The 21,312-nt window shown below is 32.4% G+C and carries 22 protein-coding genes and 2 pseudogenes; 18 read left to right on the top strand and 6 right to left on the bottom strand.

The window, feature by feature from the left end; all coding sequences use genetic code 11:
* Positions 1–64 precede the first annotated feature (64 nt).
* The 5 genes from hfq (at position 65) to glnA (ending at position 3,870) form a co-directional block, all read left to right on the top strand.
* Positions 65–292: an RNA chaperone Hfq gene (gene hfq / locus AM499_RS08985; protein ID WP_053589890.1), complete on the top strand. Its 228-nt coding sequence runs from the start codon at positions 65–67 to the stop codon at positions 290–292.
* 66 nt (positions 293–358) lie between these two features.
* Entirely contained in the window at positions 359–658 is a 300-nt protein-coding gene (locus tag AM499_RS08980; RefSeq protein WP_053589889.1) for a rhodanese-like domain-containing protein, read from the top strand.
* A gap of 76 nt (positions 659–734) precedes the next feature.
* Complete coding sequence (locus tag AM499_RS08975; protein WP_053589888.1) at positions 735–1,985, top strand: methionine gamma-lyase family protein; 1,251 nt, start codon at positions 735–737, stop codon at positions 1,983–1,985.
* 125 nt (positions 1,986–2,110) lie between these two features.
* Positions 2,111–2,494, top strand: coding sequence for a MerR family transcriptional regulator (locus AM499_RS08970; RefSeq protein WP_053589887.1), 384 nt, complete (start codon positions 2,111–2,113; stop codon positions 2,492–2,494).
* A 41-nt stretch (positions 2,495–2,535) separates the two neighbouring features.
* Complete coding sequence (gene glnA / locus AM499_RS08965; protein WP_053589886.1) at positions 2,536–3,870, top strand: type I glutamate--ammonia ligase; 1,335 nt, start codon at positions 2,536–2,538, stop codon at positions 3,868–3,870.
* 90 nt (positions 3,871–3,960) lie between these two features.
* Here the strand turns inward: glnA and AM499_RS22025 are convergent, their stop codons facing one another.
* The 3 genes from AM499_RS22025 to AM499_RS08960 all read right to left on the bottom strand — a co-directional run bounded on the left by AM499_RS22025 (position 3,961) and on the right by AM499_RS08960 (position 5,623).
* Positions 3,961–4,164: a tyrosine-type recombinase/integrase gene (locus AM499_RS22025; RefSeq protein WP_442853791.1), complete on the bottom strand. Its 204-nt coding sequence runs from the start codon at positions 4,162–4,164 to the stop codon at positions 3,961–3,963.
* 292 nt (positions 4,165–4,456) lie between these two features.
* Positions 4,457–4,618 (bottom strand): YjcZ family sporulation protein, encoded by a 162-nt coding sequence (locus AM499_RS21350; protein WP_082355217.1) that lies wholly within the window; start codon positions 4,616–4,618, stop codon positions 4,457–4,459.
* A gap of 345 nt (positions 4,619–4,963) precedes the next feature.
* Positions 4,964–5,623 carry a cupin domain-containing protein gene (locus AM499_RS08960; RefSeq protein ID WP_156316782.1) on the bottom strand — a complete coding sequence of 220 codons (660 nt, stop codon included), beginning with the start codon at positions 5,621–5,623 and terminating at the stop codon, positions 4,964–4,966.
* 203 nt (positions 5,624–5,826) lie between these two features.
* On the opposite strand from AM499_RS08960, the gene AM499_RS08955 reads away from it, so the two are divergent.
* From AM499_RS08955 to tnpC, 13 genes and pseudogenes are all read left to right on the top strand, one after another.
* Positions 5,827–6,216, top strand: coding sequence for a VOC family protein (locus tag AM499_RS08955; RefSeq protein ID WP_053589884.1), 390 nt, complete (start codon positions 5,827–5,829; stop codon positions 6,214–6,216).
* A gap of 99 nt (positions 6,217–6,315) precedes the next feature.
* Positions 6,316–6,747 (top strand): hypothetical protein, encoded by a 432-nt coding sequence (locus AM499_RS08950; RefSeq protein ID WP_053589883.1) that lies wholly within the window; start codon positions 6,316–6,318, stop codon positions 6,745–6,747.
* A 105-nt stretch (positions 6,748–6,852) separates the two neighbouring features.
* On the top strand, positions 6,853–6,999 hold the full coding sequence (locus tag AM499_RS21660; RefSeq protein WP_156316781.1) for a hypothetical protein: 147 nt from the start codon (positions 6,853–6,855) through the stop codon (positions 6,997–6,999).
* 44 nt (positions 7,000–7,043) lie between these two features.
* A complete protein-coding gene (locus tag AM499_RS08945; protein ID WP_053589882.1) occupies positions 7,044–7,253 on the top strand; it encodes a hypothetical protein in 210 nt (69 codons plus the stop codon).
* Positions 7,254–7,671: 418 nt separating this feature from the next.
* Positions 7,672–8,958 carry a glycosyltransferase family 2 protein gene (locus AM499_RS08940; RefSeq protein ID WP_053589881.1) on the top strand — a complete coding sequence of 429 codons (1,287 nt, stop codon included), beginning with the start codon at positions 7,672–7,674 and terminating at the stop codon, positions 8,956–8,958.
* A gap of 132 nt (positions 8,959–9,090) precedes the next feature.
* Entirely contained in the window at positions 9,091–9,273 is a 183-nt protein-coding gene (locus AM499_RS08935; protein ID WP_053589880.1) for a hypothetical protein, read from the top strand.
* A 142-nt stretch (positions 9,274–9,415) separates the two neighbouring features.
* On the top strand, positions 9,416–12,532 hold the full coding sequence (locus tag AM499_RS08930) for a lantibiotic dehydratase (protein WP_053589879.1): 3,117 nt from the start codon (positions 9,416–9,418) through the stop codon (positions 12,530–12,532).
* Positions 12,525–13,826, top strand: coding sequence for a lanthionine synthetase C family protein (locus AM499_RS08925; RefSeq protein ID WP_053589878.1), 1,302 nt, complete (start codon positions 12,525–12,527; stop codon positions 13,824–13,826). Before AM499_RS08930 ends, AM499_RS08925 begins: the two co-directional genes overlap by 8 nt.
* A gap of 712 nt (positions 13,827–14,538) precedes the next feature.
* Positions 14,539–16,308 (top strand): ABC transporter ATP-binding protein, encoded by a 1,770-nt coding sequence (locus tag AM499_RS08920; RefSeq protein ID WP_053589877.1) that lies wholly within the window; start codon positions 14,539–14,541, stop codon positions 16,306–16,308.
* Positions 16,309–16,355: 47 nt separating this feature from the next.
* Positions 16,356–16,847, top strand: coding sequence for a hypothetical protein (locus tag AM499_RS08915; RefSeq protein WP_053589876.1), 492 nt, complete (start codon positions 16,356–16,358; stop codon positions 16,845–16,847).
* Positions 16,848–17,022: 175 nt separating this feature from the next.
* A complete protein-coding gene (locus AM499_RS08910) occupies positions 17,023–17,319 on the top strand; it encodes a hypothetical protein (protein WP_156316780.1) in 297 nt (98 codons plus the stop codon).
* A complete protein-coding gene (tnpB, locus tag AM499_RS08905; protein ID WP_053589874.1) occupies positions 17,309–17,641 on the top strand; it encodes an IS66 family insertion sequence element accessory protein TnpB in 333 nt (110 codons plus the stop codon). The genes AM499_RS08910 and tnpB overlap by 11 nt, the downstream gene beginning before the upstream one ends.
* A gap of 47 nt (positions 17,642–17,688) precedes the next feature.
* Positions 17,689–19,261, top strand: a pseudogene (gene tnpC, locus AM499_RS08900) (IS66 family transposase).
* A 75-nt stretch (positions 19,262–19,336) separates the two neighbouring features.
* Here the strand turns inward: tnpC and AM499_RS08895 are convergent.
* The 3 genes and pseudogenes from AM499_RS08895 to AM499_RS08885 all read right to left on the bottom strand — a co-directional run bounded on the left by AM499_RS08895 (position 19,337) and on the right by AM499_RS08885 (position 21,267).
* Positions 19,337–19,678 (bottom strand): hypothetical protein, encoded by a 342-nt coding sequence (locus tag AM499_RS08895; RefSeq protein WP_053589873.1) that lies wholly within the window; start codon positions 19,676–19,678, stop codon positions 19,337–19,339.
* 482 nt (positions 19,679–20,160) lie between these two features.
* Positions 20,161–20,582, bottom strand: a pseudogene (locus AM499_RS21345) (IS6 family transposase); the annotation flags it as partial.
* 163 nt (positions 20,583–20,745) lie between these two features.
* Positions 20,746–21,267 (bottom strand): site-specific integrase, encoded by a 522-nt coding sequence (locus tag AM499_RS08885; protein ID WP_082355215.1) that lies wholly within the window; start codon positions 21,265–21,267, stop codon positions 20,746–20,748.
* Positions 21,268–21,312: the final 45 nt, after the last annotated feature.

Raw genomic sequence — 21,312 nt, 5'->3', positions numbered from 1 at the left:
AAAGCGAATAGTAATGAGTGGAAGAGTCTATTTGATGTAAAATGCATACTTTGGGGGTATTGGAATGAAACCTATGAATATTCAGGACAATTATTTAAATCAATTAAGAAAGAACAATATTTATGTCACCGTATTTTTGTTAAATGGTTTTCAATTGAAAGGTGTTATTAAATCTTATGATAATTTTACTGTTTTACTTGAATCCGAGGGTAAACAGCAATTAATCTATAAGCATGCAATTTCTACTTTCTCACCATCCAAATCTGTAGATATCAACACTGAAGAAGTTTGATAAATTGACTTTTAGAAATACTCCTATTATTATTTGTAGGAATCTATACAGAAAGTGGCGAGTAAAATGAACTTTATAACAGCAGAAGAGCTTCTACAAAAAATAGATGCTGGAGAACAATTTAGCATAATAGATGTCCGTGAAAAGGAAGAAGTTGCAAACGGAATTATTCCCGGTGCCAAGCATATTCCTTTAGGACAAATTGAAACTAGTTTTGATCAAATCGATCAAACAGTTCCTCAATATATTGTTTGTAAAGCTGGTGGACGCAGTGCAATGGCGTGTGAAATTCTAGAAGAGAATGGATATACAGTAACAAATATTGTTGGTGGCATGCAAGAATGGGAAGGCGAATTACAGTTCTAATGGTGAGGACTAATTTCATTTTATGAGATTAGTCTTTTCTCATGGTGTTTTTCAAGAAAAATTAGGAGAGAATAACATGAACTTTCATACAACATTGTCAGACGAAATATTAGCTATAGCGGAGAAGGCTGAAGAAAAAATTACATCCTTTCATAAGGAGGTAGAAAAAATAGCATTTTTTAACCAACAAAAAGTGATTAGTGCTTTCAAGTCCCATCATGTAAGTGACCATCATTTCCATCCATCAACTGGTTATGGGTACGATGACGAAGGTCGTGATACCCTAGAAAAGGTATATGCGACAACATTTGGGGCAGAGGCGGCACTCGTTCGTCCGCAAATTATTTCAGGTACACATGCTATATCGATAAGTTTGTTTGGTGTATTACGTCCAGGAGACGAACTTCTATACATAACAGGTAAACCATATGATACGCTCCAATCTATTGTTAGCGGTCAAGGAGAGGATACTGGTTCACTTGTTGACTTTGGAATCTCTTATCAACATGTGGATCTCTTAGAGACAGGAAAAGTGGATTGGAAAAGCGTTGAAAATAAAGTCACAGAAAATACGAAAGTGATCGCAATCCAACGTTCAAAGGGATATGCAGTACGTCCTTCTTTTACTATTAGTGAAATCGAAGAAATGGTTCAAAAAATAAGATCAATTAAAAAAGACAGTATTATTTTTGTTGATAATTGTTACGGAGAATTTGTGGAAAAATTAGAGCCAACTAACATCGGTGTAGATTTAATGGCAGGTTCACTCATAAAAAATCCTGGCGGGGGTATAGCTAAAACGGGTGGATATATTGCTGGTAAAAGTGACTTAGTAAAAAAATGTGCTTATCGAATGACGTCACCTGGAATAGGAGCGGAAGCAGGTGCTTCTCTAAATACGTTATTAGATATGTATCAAGGGTTTTTCCTTGCTCCTCATATTGTCTCACAAGCTGTAAAAGGGGCTATTTTTACTTCTGCAGTATTAGAAGATGCTGGCATGACAACTGAACCACACTTTTCTGAAAAGAGAACGGATCTTATTCAATCCGTTTCATTCCAAACAGCAGAGCAAATGATTCAATTTTGCAAAGCAATTCAATTACATTCCCCTGTAAATGCTCAATTTGCACCTGAGCCTGCTTATATGCCTGGTTATGAAGATGATGTTATCATGGCCGCTGGAACATTTATTCAAGGATCAAGTATGGAGTTAACAGCTGACGGACCAATCCGTCCTCCTTTTACTGCGTTTATACAAGGTGGTTTAACGTATGAGCATGTGAAATATGCAATATTAGGAGCCTTACAAACATTAAAAAAATAGGCAGTAAGCAAAATAGAAAGTGATATTCATTAAGATAAAAATAAATGTAAGTTTTTCTGACATGATGTTGACATGTAAGCTAACATCACATATACTATTTTTATAACCTACTAGGAGGTGCAGCGATGGAAAAGGAATGGAGACGTTCTATGCCACTGCTATCCATGAATATAGTCATGCAGTTAACAGGATTAACAGCAAGACAAATTAGATATTATGAAGAGCAGGAACTTGTTCACCCTGCACGTACAGAAGGTAAGCAGCGAATGTTTTCGTTAGATGACATTGATGTATTATTAGAAATTAAAGATTTGCTCAAAACAGGAGTGAATATTGCTGGCATTAAGCAAATTTTTGAAATGAAAAAGAATCCAACTGCTTCGAAAGAAGTACGACAAGTAATTTCGGACAAAGAATTACGTGCAATTGTTAAAGAAGAGATGCAGCTTGCTCAAAGGCAACAACGTGCATCTTTAAGACAAGGGGACCTATCTCGTTTCTTTCGATAGAACGAGGTTCATATATATTAACTTTTTAGGAGAGTGAAAAAATGGGCAAGTATACAAAAGAGGATATTAAAAAGTTCGTTCAAGAACACGAGGTGAATTTTATTCGTCTTCAGTTTACAGACATACTAGGTACGATTAAAAATGTTGAAATTCCAGTGAGTCAGCTCGATAAAGCTCTCGATAATAAAATGATGTTTGACGGATCTTCTATTGAAGGATTTGTTCGAATTGAAGAATCTGATATGTATTTAGTTCCAGATTTAGATACATGGGTAGTATTCCCTTGGATTACTGGGAAAGGGAAAGTTGCTCGTCTAATCTGTGATGTTAATAAAGCGGATGGTACACCATTTGCCGGCGATCCACGTAGTAATTTGAAACGCGTATTGAAAGAAATGGAAGAATTAGGATTCACAAGCTTCAACTTAGGACCTGAGCCAGAATTCTTCTTATTTAAACTTGACGCTCAAGGGGAGCCAACTCTTGAACTTAATGACCATGGTGGTTATTTTGACTTAGCACCAGTTGATCTTGGAGAAAACTGCCGTCGTGATATCGTGTTAGAACTTGAAGAAATGGGCTTTGAAATTGAAGCATCTCACCATGAAGTAGCTCCAGGACAACATGAAATCGATTTTAAATATGCTGATGCAGTTACAGCTTGCGACAATATTCAAACATTTAAATTAGTAGTTAAAACGATTGCTCGTAAACATGGTTTGCATGCGACATTCATGCCAAAACCACTTTTCGGTGTTAATGGTTCAGGAATGCACTTTAACGTTTCTTTATTTAAAGGAAAAGAAAATGCATTCTTCGATGATTCAGCAGAATTGAAAATGAGTGAAACGTCCATGCAATTTATGGCAGGCGTATTAAAACATGTTCAAAGCTTTACTGCTATTACGAATCCTACTGTAAACTCATATAAACGTCTAGTACCTGGATACGAAGCACCATGTTACGTAGCGTGGTCTGGTCAAAATCGTAGCCCGTTGATTCGAATTCCATCATCTAGAGGATTGAGCACTCGTATCGAAGTTCGTTCAGTAGATCCTGCAGCAAATCCATATTTAGCAATGGCAGTTATTCTTCAAGCTGGTTTAGATGGTATCAAAAACAAAATGACACCACCACCTGCAGTAGATCGTAATATTTATGTTATGACAGAAGAAGAACGCATAGAAAATGGTATTCACAACTTACCACCTACTCTTCACGCTGCTATTCAAGAGCTTGGTAAAAACGAAATAATCCGCGGAGCACTTGGCGAACATATTTACGCTAACTTCGTAGAAGCAAAAGAAATCGAGTGGGATATGTTCCGTACAACTGTTCACCCATGGGAACGCGAACAATATCTGAAAATGTATTAAGCTTGATTTAGCGGGGTTTATGGACTTGATTTATGGGGTGTTTTAAAAAGGAACACCCCAATTTCACCCCAATAAAAAGCTATAAAAATATTATTTGAAAACATCGTTCAGTCGTGAGTCGACTCGTTCGGTGTTTTTCTTTTTTGTTTTATTAGAAATATGAGCGTATACATCAACGGTTATTAGAAATCTAACATGTCCCAGTTGTTTTTGGATATACTTAATATCCGCTTCGGCTTCCATTAGTAAAACTACATACGTATGTCGTAATGAGTGGATAGGTAAAGATTTTATTTCTGCTCTTTTAAAATTCGTTAGAAGGCGTTAAACAGAGAAGTCTTTGGCATGGTTGTCCATCTTTTCGACAAAGTCTGTCCATTTTTAAGAAGCATCTTCACCTTTACTAATAAGTGTTTCAATTAATGGTTTGAAAAATATCCTAAAAAAATTCATACCTTAAAACGTTGACGGTTCGTAAATACCTTTCAGAGAATCCGGTAGGTGTAGTGAAAGTGGGGTGGAATAAATAATGAAAAGACAGGTAAAAGAAACCTGTCTCTAATGAATGATTTTTATAAGGATGTTGTTAGCAATCGTCGCCACCATATCTACCATGGTTTACGAAACTTGCGCCAATGATAATCAATAGAATAAATAAAACAACAATTAAAGCGAATCCTGAACCATAAGGTCTATTATACTCAGGTCCATACCCGTACCCGTAACATGGATAACAATCATAACCCATTTCAAACACCTCCCGTTTGTTAGATAGTTCATCCTATGTAATTCATTTTTCACCGACTGGTTCATTTGCTTAGTTAGAAGAACTAATTTTTCTGAACTAACTAGAGGATGACTGGAGGGTCCACCTGCGAGATGGCACAAGATTGTACCCAAATGGATGTCTTAAAAAAGATCTTAGAATTGGTTGAATACAAAAATCTAAAAATATGCTATGAAAGATAATTTAGATAAACTCTTGTGATTATAAATTTTTTTAAAGAACGTCCACATGGTCGTTCTTTTTATTTGTCCAAGTTCAAAAAAGACCTTCCGCATGAAGGTCTTATTAAAGGAATTTATATATTTTCTAAGAATAAGGAGTTGGGCCGCAAGGATAATTATAGTTAAAAGGATACGGAGTAGTGTTAGGATAATAATGATACGCGTAATTATTCTTATGTTGAGAGTGCTGTTTAGAAGATTTCTCTTTTTCTCTATTACAATCTTTAGGAGGTCCAATATAGGTGGATGGCTGTACAGGGGCAATTGCCTCTTTCCATTGATTTTCATCCATACAATAGGTATGTGCCATTATGTTAGATGGTGTAAATTTTAAAATATCAGAACCTAAAATTACCTCAGGAGTTGGAGCATCAAAAATAGCTAATAAATGTGTGTTATCAACAGTAGCAATTTCGTAATGCCACCAACCTTGAGGAACATTTGCTACCTGACCAGGTGTAATTTGATAATTTTGTATTTTCTTTGTATCAGGGTTTAGTAAAGAAACAATAGCTGCCCCAGAAATACAATAGACAAGTTCTGCAGCATTTTGATGGTAATGGGGCTCGACTACATTACTCTTGCTAAGAAAAATATCAAGTAAAGACACATTTTGTAATGTATTTAATTGCTTAATACCAAGTACATTAATAAAATTTCTATTATCTTTCTTGAAAAGTGTACTTTTATTTACATCAAAAGTGAACTGTTTATTTGATGAAGTGTAATCCATTTTCGAACTAATACTTACATCCTTTCTAAATAGGTTTATCAGTGCTTTAAGCGCATTTTTTTAGTATATGTCTGTTCTTATTTTTGGTTTGAGTTATTTGTGTTTGGATTTTTAGTCTTTCAATATAAGATTCTTTTGATTATCTATGAAAGGTATTTCATAATGTCATAGAGAATATTTTATAAAATGAATATTTTAATGGGGGATAGGAATATATGACAAAAACATCTATTCAAAGTAATGGTATAAATGGAAATGTAGTTATATGGCATTTTGTAGAGGATTTACTTAGTGCGGTTGAATGGTATTCAGACCTTTTAGGGACTAAACCAACTAGCAATATTGATGTCGCTTACTTCTTTTCTCTAAATGAACACACTAAACTTGCAATCAGTAATCGTTTTAAAGCAAGTGAGAAGAATAAGTTGCCCAAAAGCGCTGCACTGGACTTACAAAGCGATGATATATTTGAGACCTATCGGATTTTTAAGGAAAAAGGAGTGCGGGTAGAAGAGATTCAAAATCCTATTTTTAACTACTATGAATTTTATTTAAGTGATTTAGAGAATAATTTAATTAAGATACATGGTTTTGTAAAAGAATAAAAACTTATTACGACATTTCAATTATTGAAAAAATAAAATAAGTGTATTTCATAAAGAGAACAATGTTTGCAGGGGGGCATGAAGGAGGAGGTTTATAAGATGAAAATTATAAAAGAGAGTATAGAGGGGTATAAAGGGTTTAAAATTCCGTATAAATTATACGGTAAAAAAGAAGACTCTCAGGACTTATACATCTTACTACCAGGTTCAGGATACACGGTAAATAGTCCAGTTTTTCATTATACAAGTGGAATTATTTTTAATAACAATAAAGATATTTTAGAAGTCAATTATTCTTATAACACAGATTTTTATACTGATTTTAACAAAGAAGAGATAATTAAAGCAGTAAAAATGGATTCAAGGTTAGTTATAGATACTGTTTTACAAACTAACTCATACACAAATTTTTATTTTATTGGGAAATCCTTAGGAACAAAAGCTCAGAATTACGAAGAGAAAAGTTTAAGGAAGCAAAAGCAATTTATTATACTATTTATATATTATATTATTCTTATAATTATAATTTAATATATTTTTTATATATTATAATTAAATTAAGGAATTATATGGAATGCTAGTTATTGTTTACTTTAAAACATTCTTCTCATTTTTAATTAAACAAGGAAAATTAAGATGAATATTCATAACAACTATGCAGAAATGAAAAAAAATAATTTGGATATGAAAAATCATGTGGAGGTGATGTACAAATTGATTAATGACTATGCAAAAGAAATTCAAATCAAACTTTCTTACAACGATGATGCGAAAGATTCGTAGAAGCTACGCAACTTATTCGTTGAGAGTAATAAGGAGGGATAATGATGGATAAAGAATATATCGCAACTTGTGGAGCTTGTGGGAAAGATTTTGATGAAATTGAAATTAACATGATGGATTACGAAATTGACCTTTGCGGTAAATGTGAAAAAGAACATCTTAAAACGCTCAAAGATGATTTGCTCGTGACTCATGCCCATATTCTGTGCTCCAAGAACCGCATAGCCCAAACCAGCATAATTATCCCATTCTGATTCATTTCCAAGTCCATTCCAGACTATTTTCTGCAAGAACCCTGAGCGATTCCCATCTGCTTTCTCTTCAAATTCCAACCATTCATCTTCTGTTTCTTTTTCCCAAACATTTCCGTTCTGAATTTTTGGCAATATGGTTTTTGTTCATCATTCACATAAATCATTGCCACAACATTGTCGCTGATCTAGCTTAGTGGTAGCTTGCATTCGAAACAATGTGAGAAAAAGCGTGGCATTTGTCATGCTTTTTTTTTATGAGCATACAATACAAAGATAGGACAAGGAGAGGAGAGAGTATATGCAATTTCAGGAGAAAACCAATCATTTAATAGTTTTTTCAGTTTTTAGAAACCGCTTCCACTTAAAGTTTGTTGCTTAATAATAATTCGTATCTGAAAAAAAGGGATTGAGTTATAATATGCAAAATAAATTTCCGAGTGAATTCCATAAACAATGTTTGAAGCACATTACTAAATGTGACTCAACTATATTTGATAATCTACTTAAAGGCTTTGCTTTGAATTCAGATTTATTGTTTTCAGCAAATCTTATGGTTCGGAATGAAGAAGATTGTATAGAAAGATGCCTAAATAGCATTATTCCATTTTTTGATGAGATAGTTATAGTTGATACCGGATCTACAGATAAAACAATTGAAATAATTGAAAGTATTAATTCCTCAAAGATAAGACTCTATTATCACAAATGGAATGAAAATTTTTCGGAAATCAGGAATTACATGTTAGAAAAATCTACTGGTGATATTATCTTTACAATAGATGCTGATGAATTTATTTCTGATAACATCAACGTATATGAATTCAAAAAAACAATATCATATATAATCTCTATATTAGATGACGAGGTTGTGATATCGCCAACAATAATTGATTCTACTAAAGAGAAATATGATTCATTAGCAAGAATTTTTAAAAATAGTTCGTCTTTTTATTTTTATGGATGTGTCCATGAAGAACTAAGAAGAATAGACAATATTCCTTTGAAGGCAGTATCTTTGGATTTCACTTTGTTTCATGATGGTTACGAATCTAAGAAGATTATCGGAAAGAACAAGTCAGATAGAAATATTGTGTTATTAAAAAAAACATTAAAAATGGAACGTAATAATTTTAGATGGTCTTTTTTCTTGATGCGTGATTTGTATATATTCAAAAAATTCGATGATGAATTGTTATTTCTCGCTAATAATTGTATAAAAAAAATCCAAACGGGAAATACAAATACGAAACCCTATGAAAGAGCTGCATATGTTTATATAGCATTGATTTTCATTCATTTTGGTAAAATAGATGAATGCGAAAATATAGTCAAACTATTAAACTCAAGTTATCCCAATAATGCAGATAGTTTATACATAGAAATGATATTGGATGAAAAAAAGTTGATTAGTGCAAACAAAAAGATAGAAGAAAGAATGTTTTGCCTAAAAACTGTGGAAAATTCTGATTCCATATTAAATATAAGAAAGGCAGTTTTAATATCTAGATTTTTTTCTGTGAAGCTTCAGTTGCTTAATTTCGGAAATTTTTTTCCGTTGCTTTACGAGGTGGATGGTGAGCTAGCACAAAAGATTATAATTGAAACAGAAAAAATGGTTAATGTGTTGCAAGAAGAATGCATGAAAGTAGAGGATTCAGATATTTACTATACTAATCTTATAAATGATGGGTGCTATTCGGGTTAGCTTAAAAAAGCTGTCAAGTTTATCTAGGTGGTTATTTTAGGAATATTTTATTATCAACGTTAAGTTACCAAGCTATTTGGTGTTCTTTTCTTTATATATGTGAAAATTTATGTAATGAAAGGAGGTGAGAATATGCCAAACTTTGATGATTTTGATTTAGATATTGTACTTAAACCTGTAGAGGGAAGCGTCACTCCTAGTTGCAGTATAGCTACGACAACGGTTTGGGTTACTTCTGCTGCTTCTTGTTATTCAAGTTGTGGTGGATCATCTAACACTGCCGCTTCTTGTACAACAAGTTGCCATGGTTGCTAGTAGTTAGAGCGCTACAGGCATATAATTTGATCGATTGAAAATCAAAGGCTATGTATTTGAAAAATGAGCTTTGTTATTTCAATCGATCATCATTTTTATATTATGCTTAATGGTATTCTTTATAGAAAGGACTGTTTAAATAATGAAAGCCACTGATCTTTTGTGTGAGTATAAAATTCATGAAACTTTTTTGCTAAGAACACCTTTATTTCCTATAGATAACTTAAAGAAATTATTGACTTCTCGTATGGATGATAATGAGATTTATGACTTTTTCTTATCAAATAAGATTTTTGAAGAAGCATTACTAGTTAGCTCAATTGATACTTATAAAATGTTATACATGACTAAGAGTAGAAAACCACAATTACTTCAAACTCTAATAAAATACTATAATAGAATGTCAACACGCTCAACACCTTATGGTCTAACCGCTGGAGTTTCAATTGGAAAATTCGGTAATGATGACAGAACAGATATACACATTAATGAATTGCAAAAGTATGAAAAACATGTGCGTGTTGACTTTGAGTGGTGCTGTAATCTTATTAGATTAATTGAGTCAAATATAAGTTTAAGAGAAAATTTGATGATCAAAGTAAATCCTTCTTGCTATAGGCAAGGCGATAGATTAATAAATCCTTATTTATCAATTTATCATTTACATAATGATAAAAATAGTAATAGGTCGTCTATTAGATTTACAAAAGCAGTGCAACTTGTCATGGAGTACTGCACAGATTTTGTTGGAATAAAGGATGTTAAGTTATACTTGAAAAGCTTATATCCTGATGCTGGTAGAGATAAAATCAATGGTTTAATAGATTCTTTGATTAAAAATGAATTTTTATTTACTAATTTACGTTTTTCAACATCTTGCGATGATCCTTTAGCACACATCTTATCAGTTCTTTGTGTAAATGGTGTATCAGAAAATATTTATTATAAATTAAATGAAATTTCAAGAAAAATTAAAGAGTATTGTCTATGCGAAATAGGCGAAGGCATACAGATATATTTAGATATCTGTGAAAAAATGAAAGATATTTATGAAACTAAAAATTATCTACAAGTTGATTTAACTAAATCTGTATATTCAAATAAAATAAGTAAATCGTTTAAAAATAATCTTGAAGAGAGTATAAATTTTTTGTTAACTTTAGCACCTAAAAAGAATATCTCACACATTGAAATATTTAAGAATAATTTTTTAGAAAAATATGGAATGCACGATGAAATTGCACTTATCGAGGTTTTAGATGAGAACATAGGTTTAGGTATACCGAATGAATATAAAATAAATACTCAAGACAACGAAAAAAATAGTAACGCAAAAATGTTGAGTTTTCAAAAATTATTAAATCGTCGCTTTCGAAACAATATAAATGAGATAAAATTAACAAAAAAAGATTTATTAGATATTTCCGATAATGATTTTACTCTAATAGAAAATGATTCCTTTGATATATATATGGAGATGATTAAAGATGGAGAAAAAAATGATGAATACGATATTGCCCTTTTAGGTGTAACATCAAATGCAGGACAAGCTTTAGGTCGTTTTCTGCCGTTTATAGATGATGAAAGTATTTCAGAGAATATATTTAAAGAAACATGTAGTAACACTACTTCGCTCGTGGCAGAAATCAATGAATATCCTAGTAATAGTAGATTCGGAAATGTATCTTTAAATAAAAACCCTTTTGATTATAGCATTTCGATATCATCTTATAATGATAATAAATTTGATATTCCCCTAACCGATTTATATGTTGGTATAGATAAAAACACCCAAAACTTGTATGTAAAATCTAAAACACTTAATAAACGTATTGTTGCGATTAAAACAAATATGCTTAATGAATTATATTTTAGTAAATTTTCAAGATTTTTATATGATTTGACTTATTTTGAACAAAAAAGCTTAAATTATATTTTATCACAATTTCATATACCTAATTCAATGTATGTGCCCAGAATTTCTTATAAAAACATTATTTTAAAATCAGCAACATGGCAAGTAGAAGAAAAAGAATTGGAAAGATTTGCAGAGAAAAAAAATTGGGGTGAAGATGACTTTATAAAATTCTGCAATTTTAATAACATACCAAAAGTATTTTTTGTATTAGATTTTGATAAAAAACTCTTAATAGACTTAGAAAATATTCACTTGAGTAAATTAGTAACAAATATATTGAAAAGCAAAAAAAATATAGTTTTAGTAGAATCGTTGCAAGATCTTAATAATTTATTTGTATATGATTCTAATCATAACAAATATTTGAATGAAATTATAGTATCATTTTCCAAAAATAGCGAATTATATCCAAATGAATTTTTATATGATCAAAAAATACTTCCTAATTATAACTTGTTTCAAGAAAGATATAATCAAAGTTTTATGTTTGGTGAAAGTGGCTGGATATATTTAAAATTGTATGGATGTAGGGGGCGTGAAGAAGAGTTAATAGGGAGATATATAAAATTTTTTTGTACGGAACTTTATGAAGATAAAGGTCTAAAAAAACACTTTTTTATACGCTATTATGATCCTGAACCTCACATTCGATTGAGATTACAATTTTATAATCAACCTGATGATAAAATAATTGAAAGATTAAATGCTTGGCTTAGATTATTAAGGGATAATGGATTAATAACTAAAGGAATATATGATACCTATGAACCAGAGATAACTAGATATGGGGGCTTTGAATTAATACAAAAAGCAGAGGATGTCTTTTGTGCTGATAGCATTGTAATTGAAAATATTTTATATGGATTATCTAATAAAACAATTGCAAATTCAGACCTATATTTAGGAATTTTGAATGTCCTAGCTATTTTAGATGTCTTAGAGCCTAATACTCAAAGACAACTAGAGATGTTACAAGCAAGTGGAAATCCAAGCGATTATCGTGAAGTATTTAAAGAAAATAGAAAAGAAATTATTCGATTAGTTAGCAGAGATAAATCTTTGCTTTCAAAAGATGAACTTAATATACTACACATATTTAAACAACGAAACATTATTTTGAATGAATATAAAGATAAAATTTTAAAAGTTGAAGCAAAAGGAAACTTAAAAAATGAAATTAATGATATTATCTTAAGCATTATTCATATGTCATGTAATAGATTTAAAGCAGATAATACTTGGGAGAAAAAAATCATTTCTTTGGTAAGACATGGTATATATGCTAACTTGGAAAAAAGAAGAGCGTTAAGTGCTAAGTATGGAGGAAGAGGTAATGATTGATATTTATAAGATAAATAACATTTATAACCTAGAGGATGACAAAATAGATAGTATTATGAAAATAATAAATGATACTTACACAGAAATTGAATCTGATATTTTGTTGAGGGAGCAAGTTGAAAATTTAGATAGAAGTAAACTATTATCATATGCCATATTTTTAGGAGAAATATATAATTTATTGAACGAAAATAATCGGTGTGATGAAATAATATTTGTTATTGTAAAAGAAATAAAAAAACGTATAGAGACAGGAAATATTTATGATGCAAATATTTATAACGGTTTAGGGCATGCAAGTATTGCAATGAATATTATATCGAAAAATACTGGAAATTACAAGAATTTTAATGATCAGGTAGAGCACTTTTTAATTGAAGGAATGATTTCTAAATTAAATGTGATTTTTAATGTCAAACGATGCAAAGCAGAACTATACGATATAATCATGGGAGTTTCTGGTTGGATGTTATACTTGATTGAATTTAGTAATCTTAGTAAATCAGAAAGATTAATAACTAGTATACAATCTTATATATTAGAGTTGATAGAAGATAAAGATATCAATGGACATAATATTTCTGGTTGGTATGTGAAAAGTGAAGATTTACCATTTTCAAGTGATAGAGAAATGTTTTCAAGTGGTTATTTTAATTTTGGGATATCGCATGGTATTGCAGGAATATTATTAGCATTGTCTATTTCATACAATAAAGGTATAAAGATTAATAATCATAAAGATGCTATTTTAAAGTTAGTAGCAGAGTTTGATAAAACAGCTCGTGAAATTAATAATTTAACATATTGGCCTGGAATTTTAACGCTTGAAGAATACATGAATAATAAATCAATAACAGAAGCACAACGCAACAGTTGGTGTTATGGAAATGTTGGTATTTTGTGCAGTTTACAGCATGCAGCTAAAGCCTTGGATAGGATTGATTTATTAAATTTGGTTAAAGATCAGGTAAATAAGATAGCTATACTTAGACGAGAAGAACATTTATTGAATTCAACAGTTATATGTCATGGGTATTCAGGACTAATTCTTTTATTTGAATGGTATAACAAGATTGAACCGAGCGATAATTTAATCAATTCCATTAAAAATTATGCCGAATTGCTAATACACTCATATGACCTCAATCCTAAATATGCTTTTTTTGGTATTGATCACACTGGCAAACATAAGGAAGAATTTGCTGTGTTAGACGGACCTATGGGTAGTATCTTAACTTTAATTACATTGATAAAAAATGATTCGAATTTTCAAAAAAATTTTGCTTTCATTTAGGTTTTATATAGGTATTTTCAACTTTAGTCAGCCTGCGGATTCTTTGAAGCAATCTTGATGTTAGGACTATATGTGTACGATGAAGTAAAAGGGGTTGACTGGGGAGTGGCTCACTCTTGACTTTTGTATGTTAAATGCTTTTTTAGCACAGAAATTTATTGGGTTCTAATCCAACAGATAGGGGAGAAACTGAATAAAGGGAAGGTTGTTGACAAAAAGATAAAGGAGTTGTGATCGATAGAGTTAATAGGTACAATCCAAAGCTCCTTAATCTAACTCTTCGATGGGGTGAGGAGGTATCTCATTCATTCCTCAACAGGTTCAAGAAACTGCTTGCCAGGTTTGAAAAAACCAATAATAGCTATCGCCTTTGCATTTGCTATTATTTGTTGGAAAAAGTTAATCCCTATTCTTAAATAGGATGGTTGTTGTTGGATAGGCTCTTAAATTACTAAATTTTAGCTTAGTATATGCTTCTATAGGAGATATTTTATACTTGAAGTAAATATCATGCGGAATAGATAGAAACCAAATTTCACTTTGTCTGGATGAACAAAGTAATTAACAGCTGCAATAGCTCCATATAACCAGAGGTGCACAACACTATCATTTGATTGTAATAATATTTTAAGTCAAAGTTTTAACTGCCTTTTTATTGCGGTTTTTGTCAACAATAATGGCTTAAAATTAAAGAAAGTTAGTGGTCTTAATAATGAATGAAAGAAAAAATAAATTATATATTTTCAAAATTTTTTTAAAGTGCTTAAATATGATCTCTAAAAATAACAAGAGATTTATAGGCTTTACAGTTTTAACAAATGTTATTCTGGGAGTTTTGCCTCCGATTTCGTTGCTATTTATGCAAGATATTATTGATAAATTACAATTATCAAACACTAAGTTAGAGGATCTAATTTTTGCGGTAGTTATATATATTTTTATAGATTTTTCTATAACTATTATTACGAACATATATACTTATTATTCCCAAAAAACTATTTTGAAATTTCAAAACGAATTAAATATACTTGTATTAGAAAAGTCAGCGTCTTTAGGCTTAGTACAATTTGAAAACAGTGAAATTTATAATATGATTCTCAGAGCTCAAAATGAAGGCAATGGAAAAGTCATGGAGTTATTTGTTCAAGTTATTTCTGTCTTAAAAGTATTTGTGACTATAATATCTTATATTATAATTTTATTTACTTTTAATATGTGGATAATACCGATAGTACTAGCTTTGCCAGTAAGTAGATACTTATATACACTTAAAATAAATAAACTTCAATTTGACGTTCAAAAAGAACGAACTAGCAAAGAAAGAAAAGTGTGGTATATATCATACTTGATGACAATGGGAAATGCATTTAAAGAAATAAAGCTATTTGGATTGAAAAAATATCTAATTGATAAATATAGTAATCTCTCTAAAGAAATTATTAATCAAGATGTAAGCATACTCCGTAAATCTACCTTTGTACAAACTATCCTAGGAAGTCTTGATCATATAATATTAGGAGGGGTATTTTTTTATATAGTCTATAAAGGCTTTGTTGGCTATATATTAATAGGTGCTGTTATTACATATATTCGTTCTGTTTCTAGTATAAAAACTAATATAGAATCAGGATTAACAACAATGGGTATTATTTCAAAGAACGCTTTATTTATAGGGTTGTATTTTGATTTTTTGGAACTAGATATTACTAATGAAATGCATGAATCTAAAATAGATATCGACAGGATAGAAAAAATTGAATTGAGAAATGTTTCATATTCATATGGTCAAAAAAATGTACTAAAAAATATTAATTTAACTATTACAAACAATAACACAGTTGCATTAATTGGTAAAAATGGTTCTGGTAAAACAACACTGATTAAAATCATTATGGGGTTCTATGATAATTATGAAGGGGAAATATTTATAAATGATATTAATTTAAAGAAGATAAATAAAGAAAGCCTTATAAAAAAAATTGGTTGTGTATTTCAAGATTATGTTAAGTATGAAACGACAGTTCGGGAGAATGTTGCATATGGTAACTTGGCAGAAATGGATAATGATCTACTTTTGAAAGAAATACTCACTTATTCTAACTTTGAAGATAAAGTACTCGATGAAGAAGGTCTAGACACAGTATTAGGACATTGGTTTGATAATGGTAAACAACTATCAATGGGTGAATGGCAACGGATAGCATTATCTCGCGGGTTTATAAAAAAAGCAGACTTATATATACTAGATGAGCCGAATGCTTCGCTTGATGCTGAAATGGAAAAAGAAATTTTACTGAAATACAAAGAAATTCTTAGTGATAAAATAGGGATTTTTATAACTCACAATTTAAATAAAATAAGCTTATTAACGGAAATGATAATTGTTCTTGATAATGGACATATTTGTGAACAAGGTAATCATGAACAGTTAATGGAGAAAAAGGGTATATATTGTAGCTTGTATGATAAGCAACAATTTTGATCTTTTGGACTTAATTCCCTCGCTCCTTGAGGCGAAATTATATATTTATGCAAACGGATATGGATTGCAAGGTATGTTTGTTAACAATACAGTTTAAGCTCTCTTTCGTTAACGAGAAGACTGTGAATTTCTTCACATGCAATAATATTGTTTTTGCGGAACTTTTGTATCATTTTCAATCAGGCACTCAAAATAAGTTAATCTTTTTGTTTAGGAGTGAATTATGGTTTAATTTAGAGTTTGAAAAAATCAAGGGTGGATGGAAAAATGTTTCACCAAATCTCAAAACTAAAACTCAATTAACATCAATGGGCTTGAAGCCCATTGATGTTAATAAATATAGACCCGAGGTATGGAGCAATAAAAGTTGGGTAAAGTTATATGATGTTGAGTTAGATACTAAACCTAAGAAAAAACCTACAGAAGCTCAATTAAAAGCACTTGAAAAAGCAAAAGAAGCACGAATTAAAAATCTAACGTTTGATTATTGTAATGAACCAGAATCATTTGTGGAAAGTAATGAAGGCAATACAAAATAATATATTGTCGCTTCGGCATTAAATGGACCGATAACAACGGTAAGCGTCAAATAATTCCACACCTTCTAACATCTCCGAAGTTTTGTGATAATCACAATAACATCAATGTTAGGAGGTTTTATTTTTCCATGTCAACAGAGGAACGAAAACAACTATGGCAACAAGACCAATTTGGTTGTGGCGACACCAAGCTTTCACAACTGGTTTCTCCACTTGCCTTGAAGGCATCGATCCGTTGTTGCCAATTGGTCTTCAAAGCATGTATCAATGGATGAAAAGACTTGCTTCAGAATCAAATTTCGATGCACAACCTACAGCACAATGGATGGCGCTAAGTCAATCTAGCTCACACTGCGATTCAAACTCATCTCTTCGCATCCATATAGACTACGTGTCTATTGAGATTCAAGAAGATTTTAATCGAGCACTTCTCCAAGAAGTGATTGAAATCCTGCTACAGCATGTTAAGTAAAGCCCCGATTGATCAGGTTTACTTGGCTTGTGGTCCAACGTATTTGCGCAAGTCTGTTGATGGACTAGCAGCAATATTTCAATTGAGTTTTCAACTAGATCCTTTTTCATCGAATCTCTTTGTGTTCTGCAATCGGAAGCGGGATAAATTAAAAATCTTAGACTGGGATCAAAACGGATTTTGGCTATACTATCGCCGTTTAGATGAAGGGCTGTTCCATTGGTCTGAATCGCAAACAGCAAGTCCATTAAAAATTAGCCAACGTCAATTAAATTGGTTACTCGATGGACTTCCAAAAATTGATGCAAAATTTATCATTTAGAGAGAACTGACACCCCATGTATTCTCTCTTTATGGTACTATATTCTCATGGGAAAAAATACGACTCAACTACAAGAAACAATTGAGGAACTCGCAGCGAAAAATGCGGATTTAGAAAAACAAAAAGAAGTCCTAGAGGCAAAAATTAAATGGTGGGAAGAACAGTTCCGACTTAGCCAACAAAAGAAATTTGGGGCTTCCAGTGAAAAATCGAATCCAAATCAACTCGAACTTCTCCTTTATATTGAAGCTGAAATATCAGTGGATGAAAAGGTCGAAGAACCCACACTTGAATCAGTTACTTACCAACGAAAAAAGTATATCGGACAACGGGATGCGAAACTTGAAAACTTGCCTACGGAAACGATCCATTATCGTTTACCTGATAAAGAGCAGGTCTGTTTGTGTTGCGGCGAAGTAGTTCACGAAATGAGCACTCAAACGAGACGCGAATTAAAAATTGTTCCCGCTCAAGTGACAGTCGTTGAACATGTTCAACATATTTACAGCTGCCGTCAATGTGAGCAGACAGGAACAGAAACACCGATTATCACAGCGAAAATGCCTGCGGCAGTCTTTCCAAAAAGTCTCGCTTCACCTTCTTCAATGGCATATATAATGAATCAAAAATACGTAGAAGGGATGCCGTTGTACCGAAACGGCTTGGTGTCTTTCTATCACGCCAAACGATTGCCAACTGGGTAATATATGGTGCTACGAGGTGGCTCTCACCGATTTACAATCGCTTGCACGATTTACTACTACAACTTGACCGTCTGCAGGCAGACGAAACAACCGTACAAGTTTTAGCAGAATCCGGAAAAGCGGCAAATTCCAAGTCCTATATGTGGTTGTACCGATCTAGTTACGATGTAGCACCGATTGTCCTATATGACTATCAAACTTCGCGCCACAGTAAACGTCCGAAGGCATTTCTTAAAGGATTTGCGGGATATCTTCATGTCGATGGTTATGCGGGATACCATGATTTAAAGGACGTGGAGTTGGTTGGTTGCTGGGCGCATGCTAGGAGAAAATATGACGAAACTCTCAAATCTTTACCTGCCAATGTAGACAAGTCTACGACTCTTGCGGCTGAAGGTCTTCAATTCTGTTCGCTGTTATATAAAATTGAAAAACAGATAGAAAAGGAATTTGAAAATTGTAGTCCAGAACAACGGAAAGAAGAACCTCAAAAACGCAGTCAACCAGTGTTGGATGCTTATTTAGCGTGGCTAAAATCCAAACGTCCTCAAGTTCCGCCCAAAAGTAAATTAGGTGACGCCATCAATTACAGTTTAAACCAATGGCCAAAGCTCATTGCCTTTATGAACTTGAACTCGACAATAACAGAGCAGAGCGCTCCATTAAACTATTCGTGATGGGTAGAAAAGCATGGCTGTTTGCCCAATCAATGAAGGGAGCAACTGCCAGTGCCATCATCTACAGCATTGTCGAAACGGCTAAAGAGAATCAACTAAATCCATTGAACTATTTTACAACCTATCTCTTTGAACGCTTACCACAAATTGACTTAGATGATCAGGAAGCACTTGATCAGTTCCTTCCGTGGTCAAAGACCATTCCAAAGGACTGTTGCATCCCTATTAAAGTTAAATAGTGAATACGCCAATGCCCACCTAAAACACTAGGTGGGCATTTTTTGACGCTTACAATAGTTCTATAAATGTAATTTCTAATAATCTAACTGTTTTAAGCTCAATAATAAACCATCGTCTGTAATATTTTTAATTTTGTATACATTTAACTTTTTATCTATTTTTTTATCTATTTTATCTGCTTTACTGAATGAATTTCTTACTGCATCTATTGCATAATTAAGAATTGATAACATACCTGCACTTCCTAATGCCACTCCTATACTTTCGTTCTCTGGAATATGAATATCCATAATCTTTCTTACTTCTTTATAATAGTCTCCTTTAATAATGATATATTCAGATTTTGCCTCTAAACCTGCTAATAACTCAGTTCGATTATGTGCTTCATAAGCTTCTTTACCATTCATTTTGAACATAAAAAATTCCACCTTTCAAGTGTCATAATAATGAACTCATAATAATTATATTGATTTAATTCAATTACAATAATACTCCTCCTTCCATTTTAAGCATGCGAATTATTATTTATGAGTATTTCACAAAATTATATTTGTAAGCCTCAAAAAGCGCCCACGTGTTTTGACATCGGCGCTTTGTTATAGGTTTTAATTAGTTTCTTGTAGGACGTGATTAAAGAATATTTTCTCACTTCTATTTACTTTTCCTTAAGCACTTTCAGTTCTTCTAATAATTTTTTTCGTTCTTCTTCGATATTTGGATTTTTCACTTCTTTTGGATCATCTTTTTTCCCAAACATTCAGGAATCATTTCTTTTCGTCCTTCTGTTAATTCCAGTTCACCAAAACTAACTTTTTCCCCTTTAGCATGCAGATTTGATGCATTTTTTAATTTAGATTTAATAAAACCAAGTGGAGATTTGATAGATGTTTCGTTATTTGGGTATCTGCTTTTCTTCTTTTAATTCTTGGATAGCGATGGGATAAGATGGGTTCTTGTCTACTGTTATCACTCGAGGCTTAGACATGTGCGAACAAGCCAAGGCCTTTTTAAAAAAGCTCTTGGCTGCTTGCTTATCTCTTGATTCAGTTAAATAAAAATCAATGGTATTCCCTTCAGAATCGATTGCACGATAAAGATACATCCATTGCCCCTTTACTTTGATGTATGTTTCATCGACTCTACAGGAATCATTTGTTGGTCTCAGATGCGGTCGTATTCTTGTATCTAGTTCAGGTCCGTATTGATGAACCCAACGCATAATGTATGAGCTATCAACAAGCTCCGTTCTTCCATCATTTCCACCAAGTTACGAAAACTAAGGTTGTACCGTAGGTACCATCTCACTGTTAACAAAATAATCTCCGGTTGAAAATGTTTCCACTTGAATAACTATTCCTTTTTCATACTGATTACGCCCCTTTTTAAAGTAATAGTGTTAGTATGACCATGTTTTAGAGGTTAATTTGATATTTTTGCACCAGCCCCCCCTAAACTATATACTCTGTAAGATGCCCCAGTGAGTCTAGCATTCTGACATTTCTCTTGGACAATTATTCACACCGACTACCGCATTATCCTCAAAAACAGTCCCATGTTTGATATATCTTTGAAGAGAACTTGATTGCTTATGTCTGGTCTGTCGCATAATCTGATGTTCACTTTTTCCGGCTTTCGCTGCAATAGAACAAAAACCACTTCGCAAACTATGTGCACCATAAGAAGAAGCATGGAGCCCAGCCTCCTGACAATTCTTTTTAACGATCAATCGTACCGATTGTGCTGTTAAGCGTTCATACAGATTTCCATGTCGGTCCATACGCCGAAAGACTGGACCACTGGTGATTCCCGATACCTCCAACCACTCCTGCATAGAACGAACCGGACACGTCAAACGATTGCTTCCATAAGGAAGTGCAATGACTTGTCCCGCGCCTTGTTGATCGGTCTTACTATGCTCAATGTTAAGTACTAATCCATCACTAGTGAACCTCATGTGCTTCACATCTACCACCACCAGTTCACTCCGCCGTAGAGCACTGCCCATCCATTCACTAATAGAGCACGCCGTGTCCCAATTAAAGTATCCGGT

The organism is Bacillus sp. FJAT-22090 (genome assembly GCF_001278755.1).
GTDB lineage: Bacteria > Bacillota > Bacilli > Bacillales_A > Planococcaceae > Psychrobacillus.
The sequence above is the reverse complement of the archived record's forward strand: the minus strand, read 5'-3'. Positions and strand labels throughout refer to the sequence as shown.

Bases quoted from the DNA above. Each gene is read 5' to 3' on its own strand.
- hfq (WP_053589890.1), top strand. From the start codon at position 65: ATGAAACCTATGAATATTCAGGACAATTATTTAAATCAATTAAGAAAG.
- AM499_RS08980 (WP_053589889.1), top strand. From the start codon at position 359: ATGAACTTTATAACAGCAGAAGAGCTTCTACAAAAAATAGATGCTGGA.
- AM499_RS08975 (WP_053589888.1), top strand. From the start codon at position 735: ATGAACTTTCATACAACATTGTCAGACGAAATATTAGCTATAGCGGAG.
- AM499_RS08970 (WP_053589887.1), top strand. From the start codon at position 2,111: ATGGAAAAGGAATGGAGACGTTCTATGCCACTGCTATCCATGAATATA.
- glnA (WP_053589886.1), top strand. From the start codon at position 2,536: ATGGGCAAGTATACAAAAGAGGATATTAAAAAGTTCGTTCAAGAACAC.
- AM499_RS21350 (WP_082355217.1), bottom strand. From the start codon at position 4,618: ATGGGTTATGATTGTTATCCATGTTACGGGTACGGGTATGGACCTGAG.
- AM499_RS08955 (WP_053589884.1), top strand. From the start codon at position 5,827: ATGACAAAAACATCTATTCAAAGTAATGGTATAAATGGAAATGTAGTT.
- AM499_RS08950 (WP_053589883.1), top strand. From the start codon at position 6,316: ATGAAAATTATAAAAGAGAGTATAGAGGGGTATAAAGGGTTTAAAATT.
- AM499_RS21660 (WP_156316781.1), top strand. From the start codon at position 6,853: ATGAATATTCATAACAACTATGCAGAAATGAAAAAAAATAATTTGGAT.
- AM499_RS08945 (WP_053589882.1), top strand. From the start codon at position 7,044: ATGGATAAAGAATATATCGCAACTTGTGGAGCTTGTGGGAAAGATTTT.
- AM499_RS08940 (WP_053589881.1), top strand. From the start codon at position 7,672: ATGCAAAATAAATTTCCGAGTGAATTCCATAAACAATGTTTGAAGCAC.
- AM499_RS08935 (WP_053589880.1), top strand. From the start codon at position 9,091: ATGCCAAACTTTGATGATTTTGATTTAGATATTGTACTTAAACCTGTA.
- AM499_RS08930 (WP_053589879.1), top strand. From the start codon at position 9,416: ATGAAAGCCACTGATCTTTTGTGTGAGTATAAAATTCATGAAACTTTT.
- AM499_RS08925 (WP_053589878.1), top strand. From the start codon at position 12,525: ATGATTGATATTTATAAGATAAATAACATTTATAACCTAGAGGATGAC.
- AM499_RS08920 (WP_053589877.1), top strand. From the start codon at position 14,539: ATGAATGAAAGAAAAAATAAATTATATATTTTCAAAATTTTTTTAAAG.
- AM499_RS08915 (WP_053589876.1), top strand. From the start codon at position 16,356: ATGCAAACGGATATGGATTGCAAGGTATGTTTGTTAACAATACAGTTT.
- tnpB (WP_053589874.1), top strand. From the start codon at position 17,309: ATGTTAAGTAAAGCCCCGATTGATCAGGTTTACTTGGCTTGTGGTCCA.
- AM499_RS08895 (WP_053589873.1), bottom strand. From the start codon at position 19,678: ATGTTCAAAATGAATGGTAAAGAAGCTTATGAAGCACATAATCGAACT.
- AM499_RS08885 (WP_082355215.1), bottom strand. From the start codon at position 21,267: ATGGGCAGTGCTCTACGGCGGAGTGAACTGGTGGTGGTAGATGTGAAG.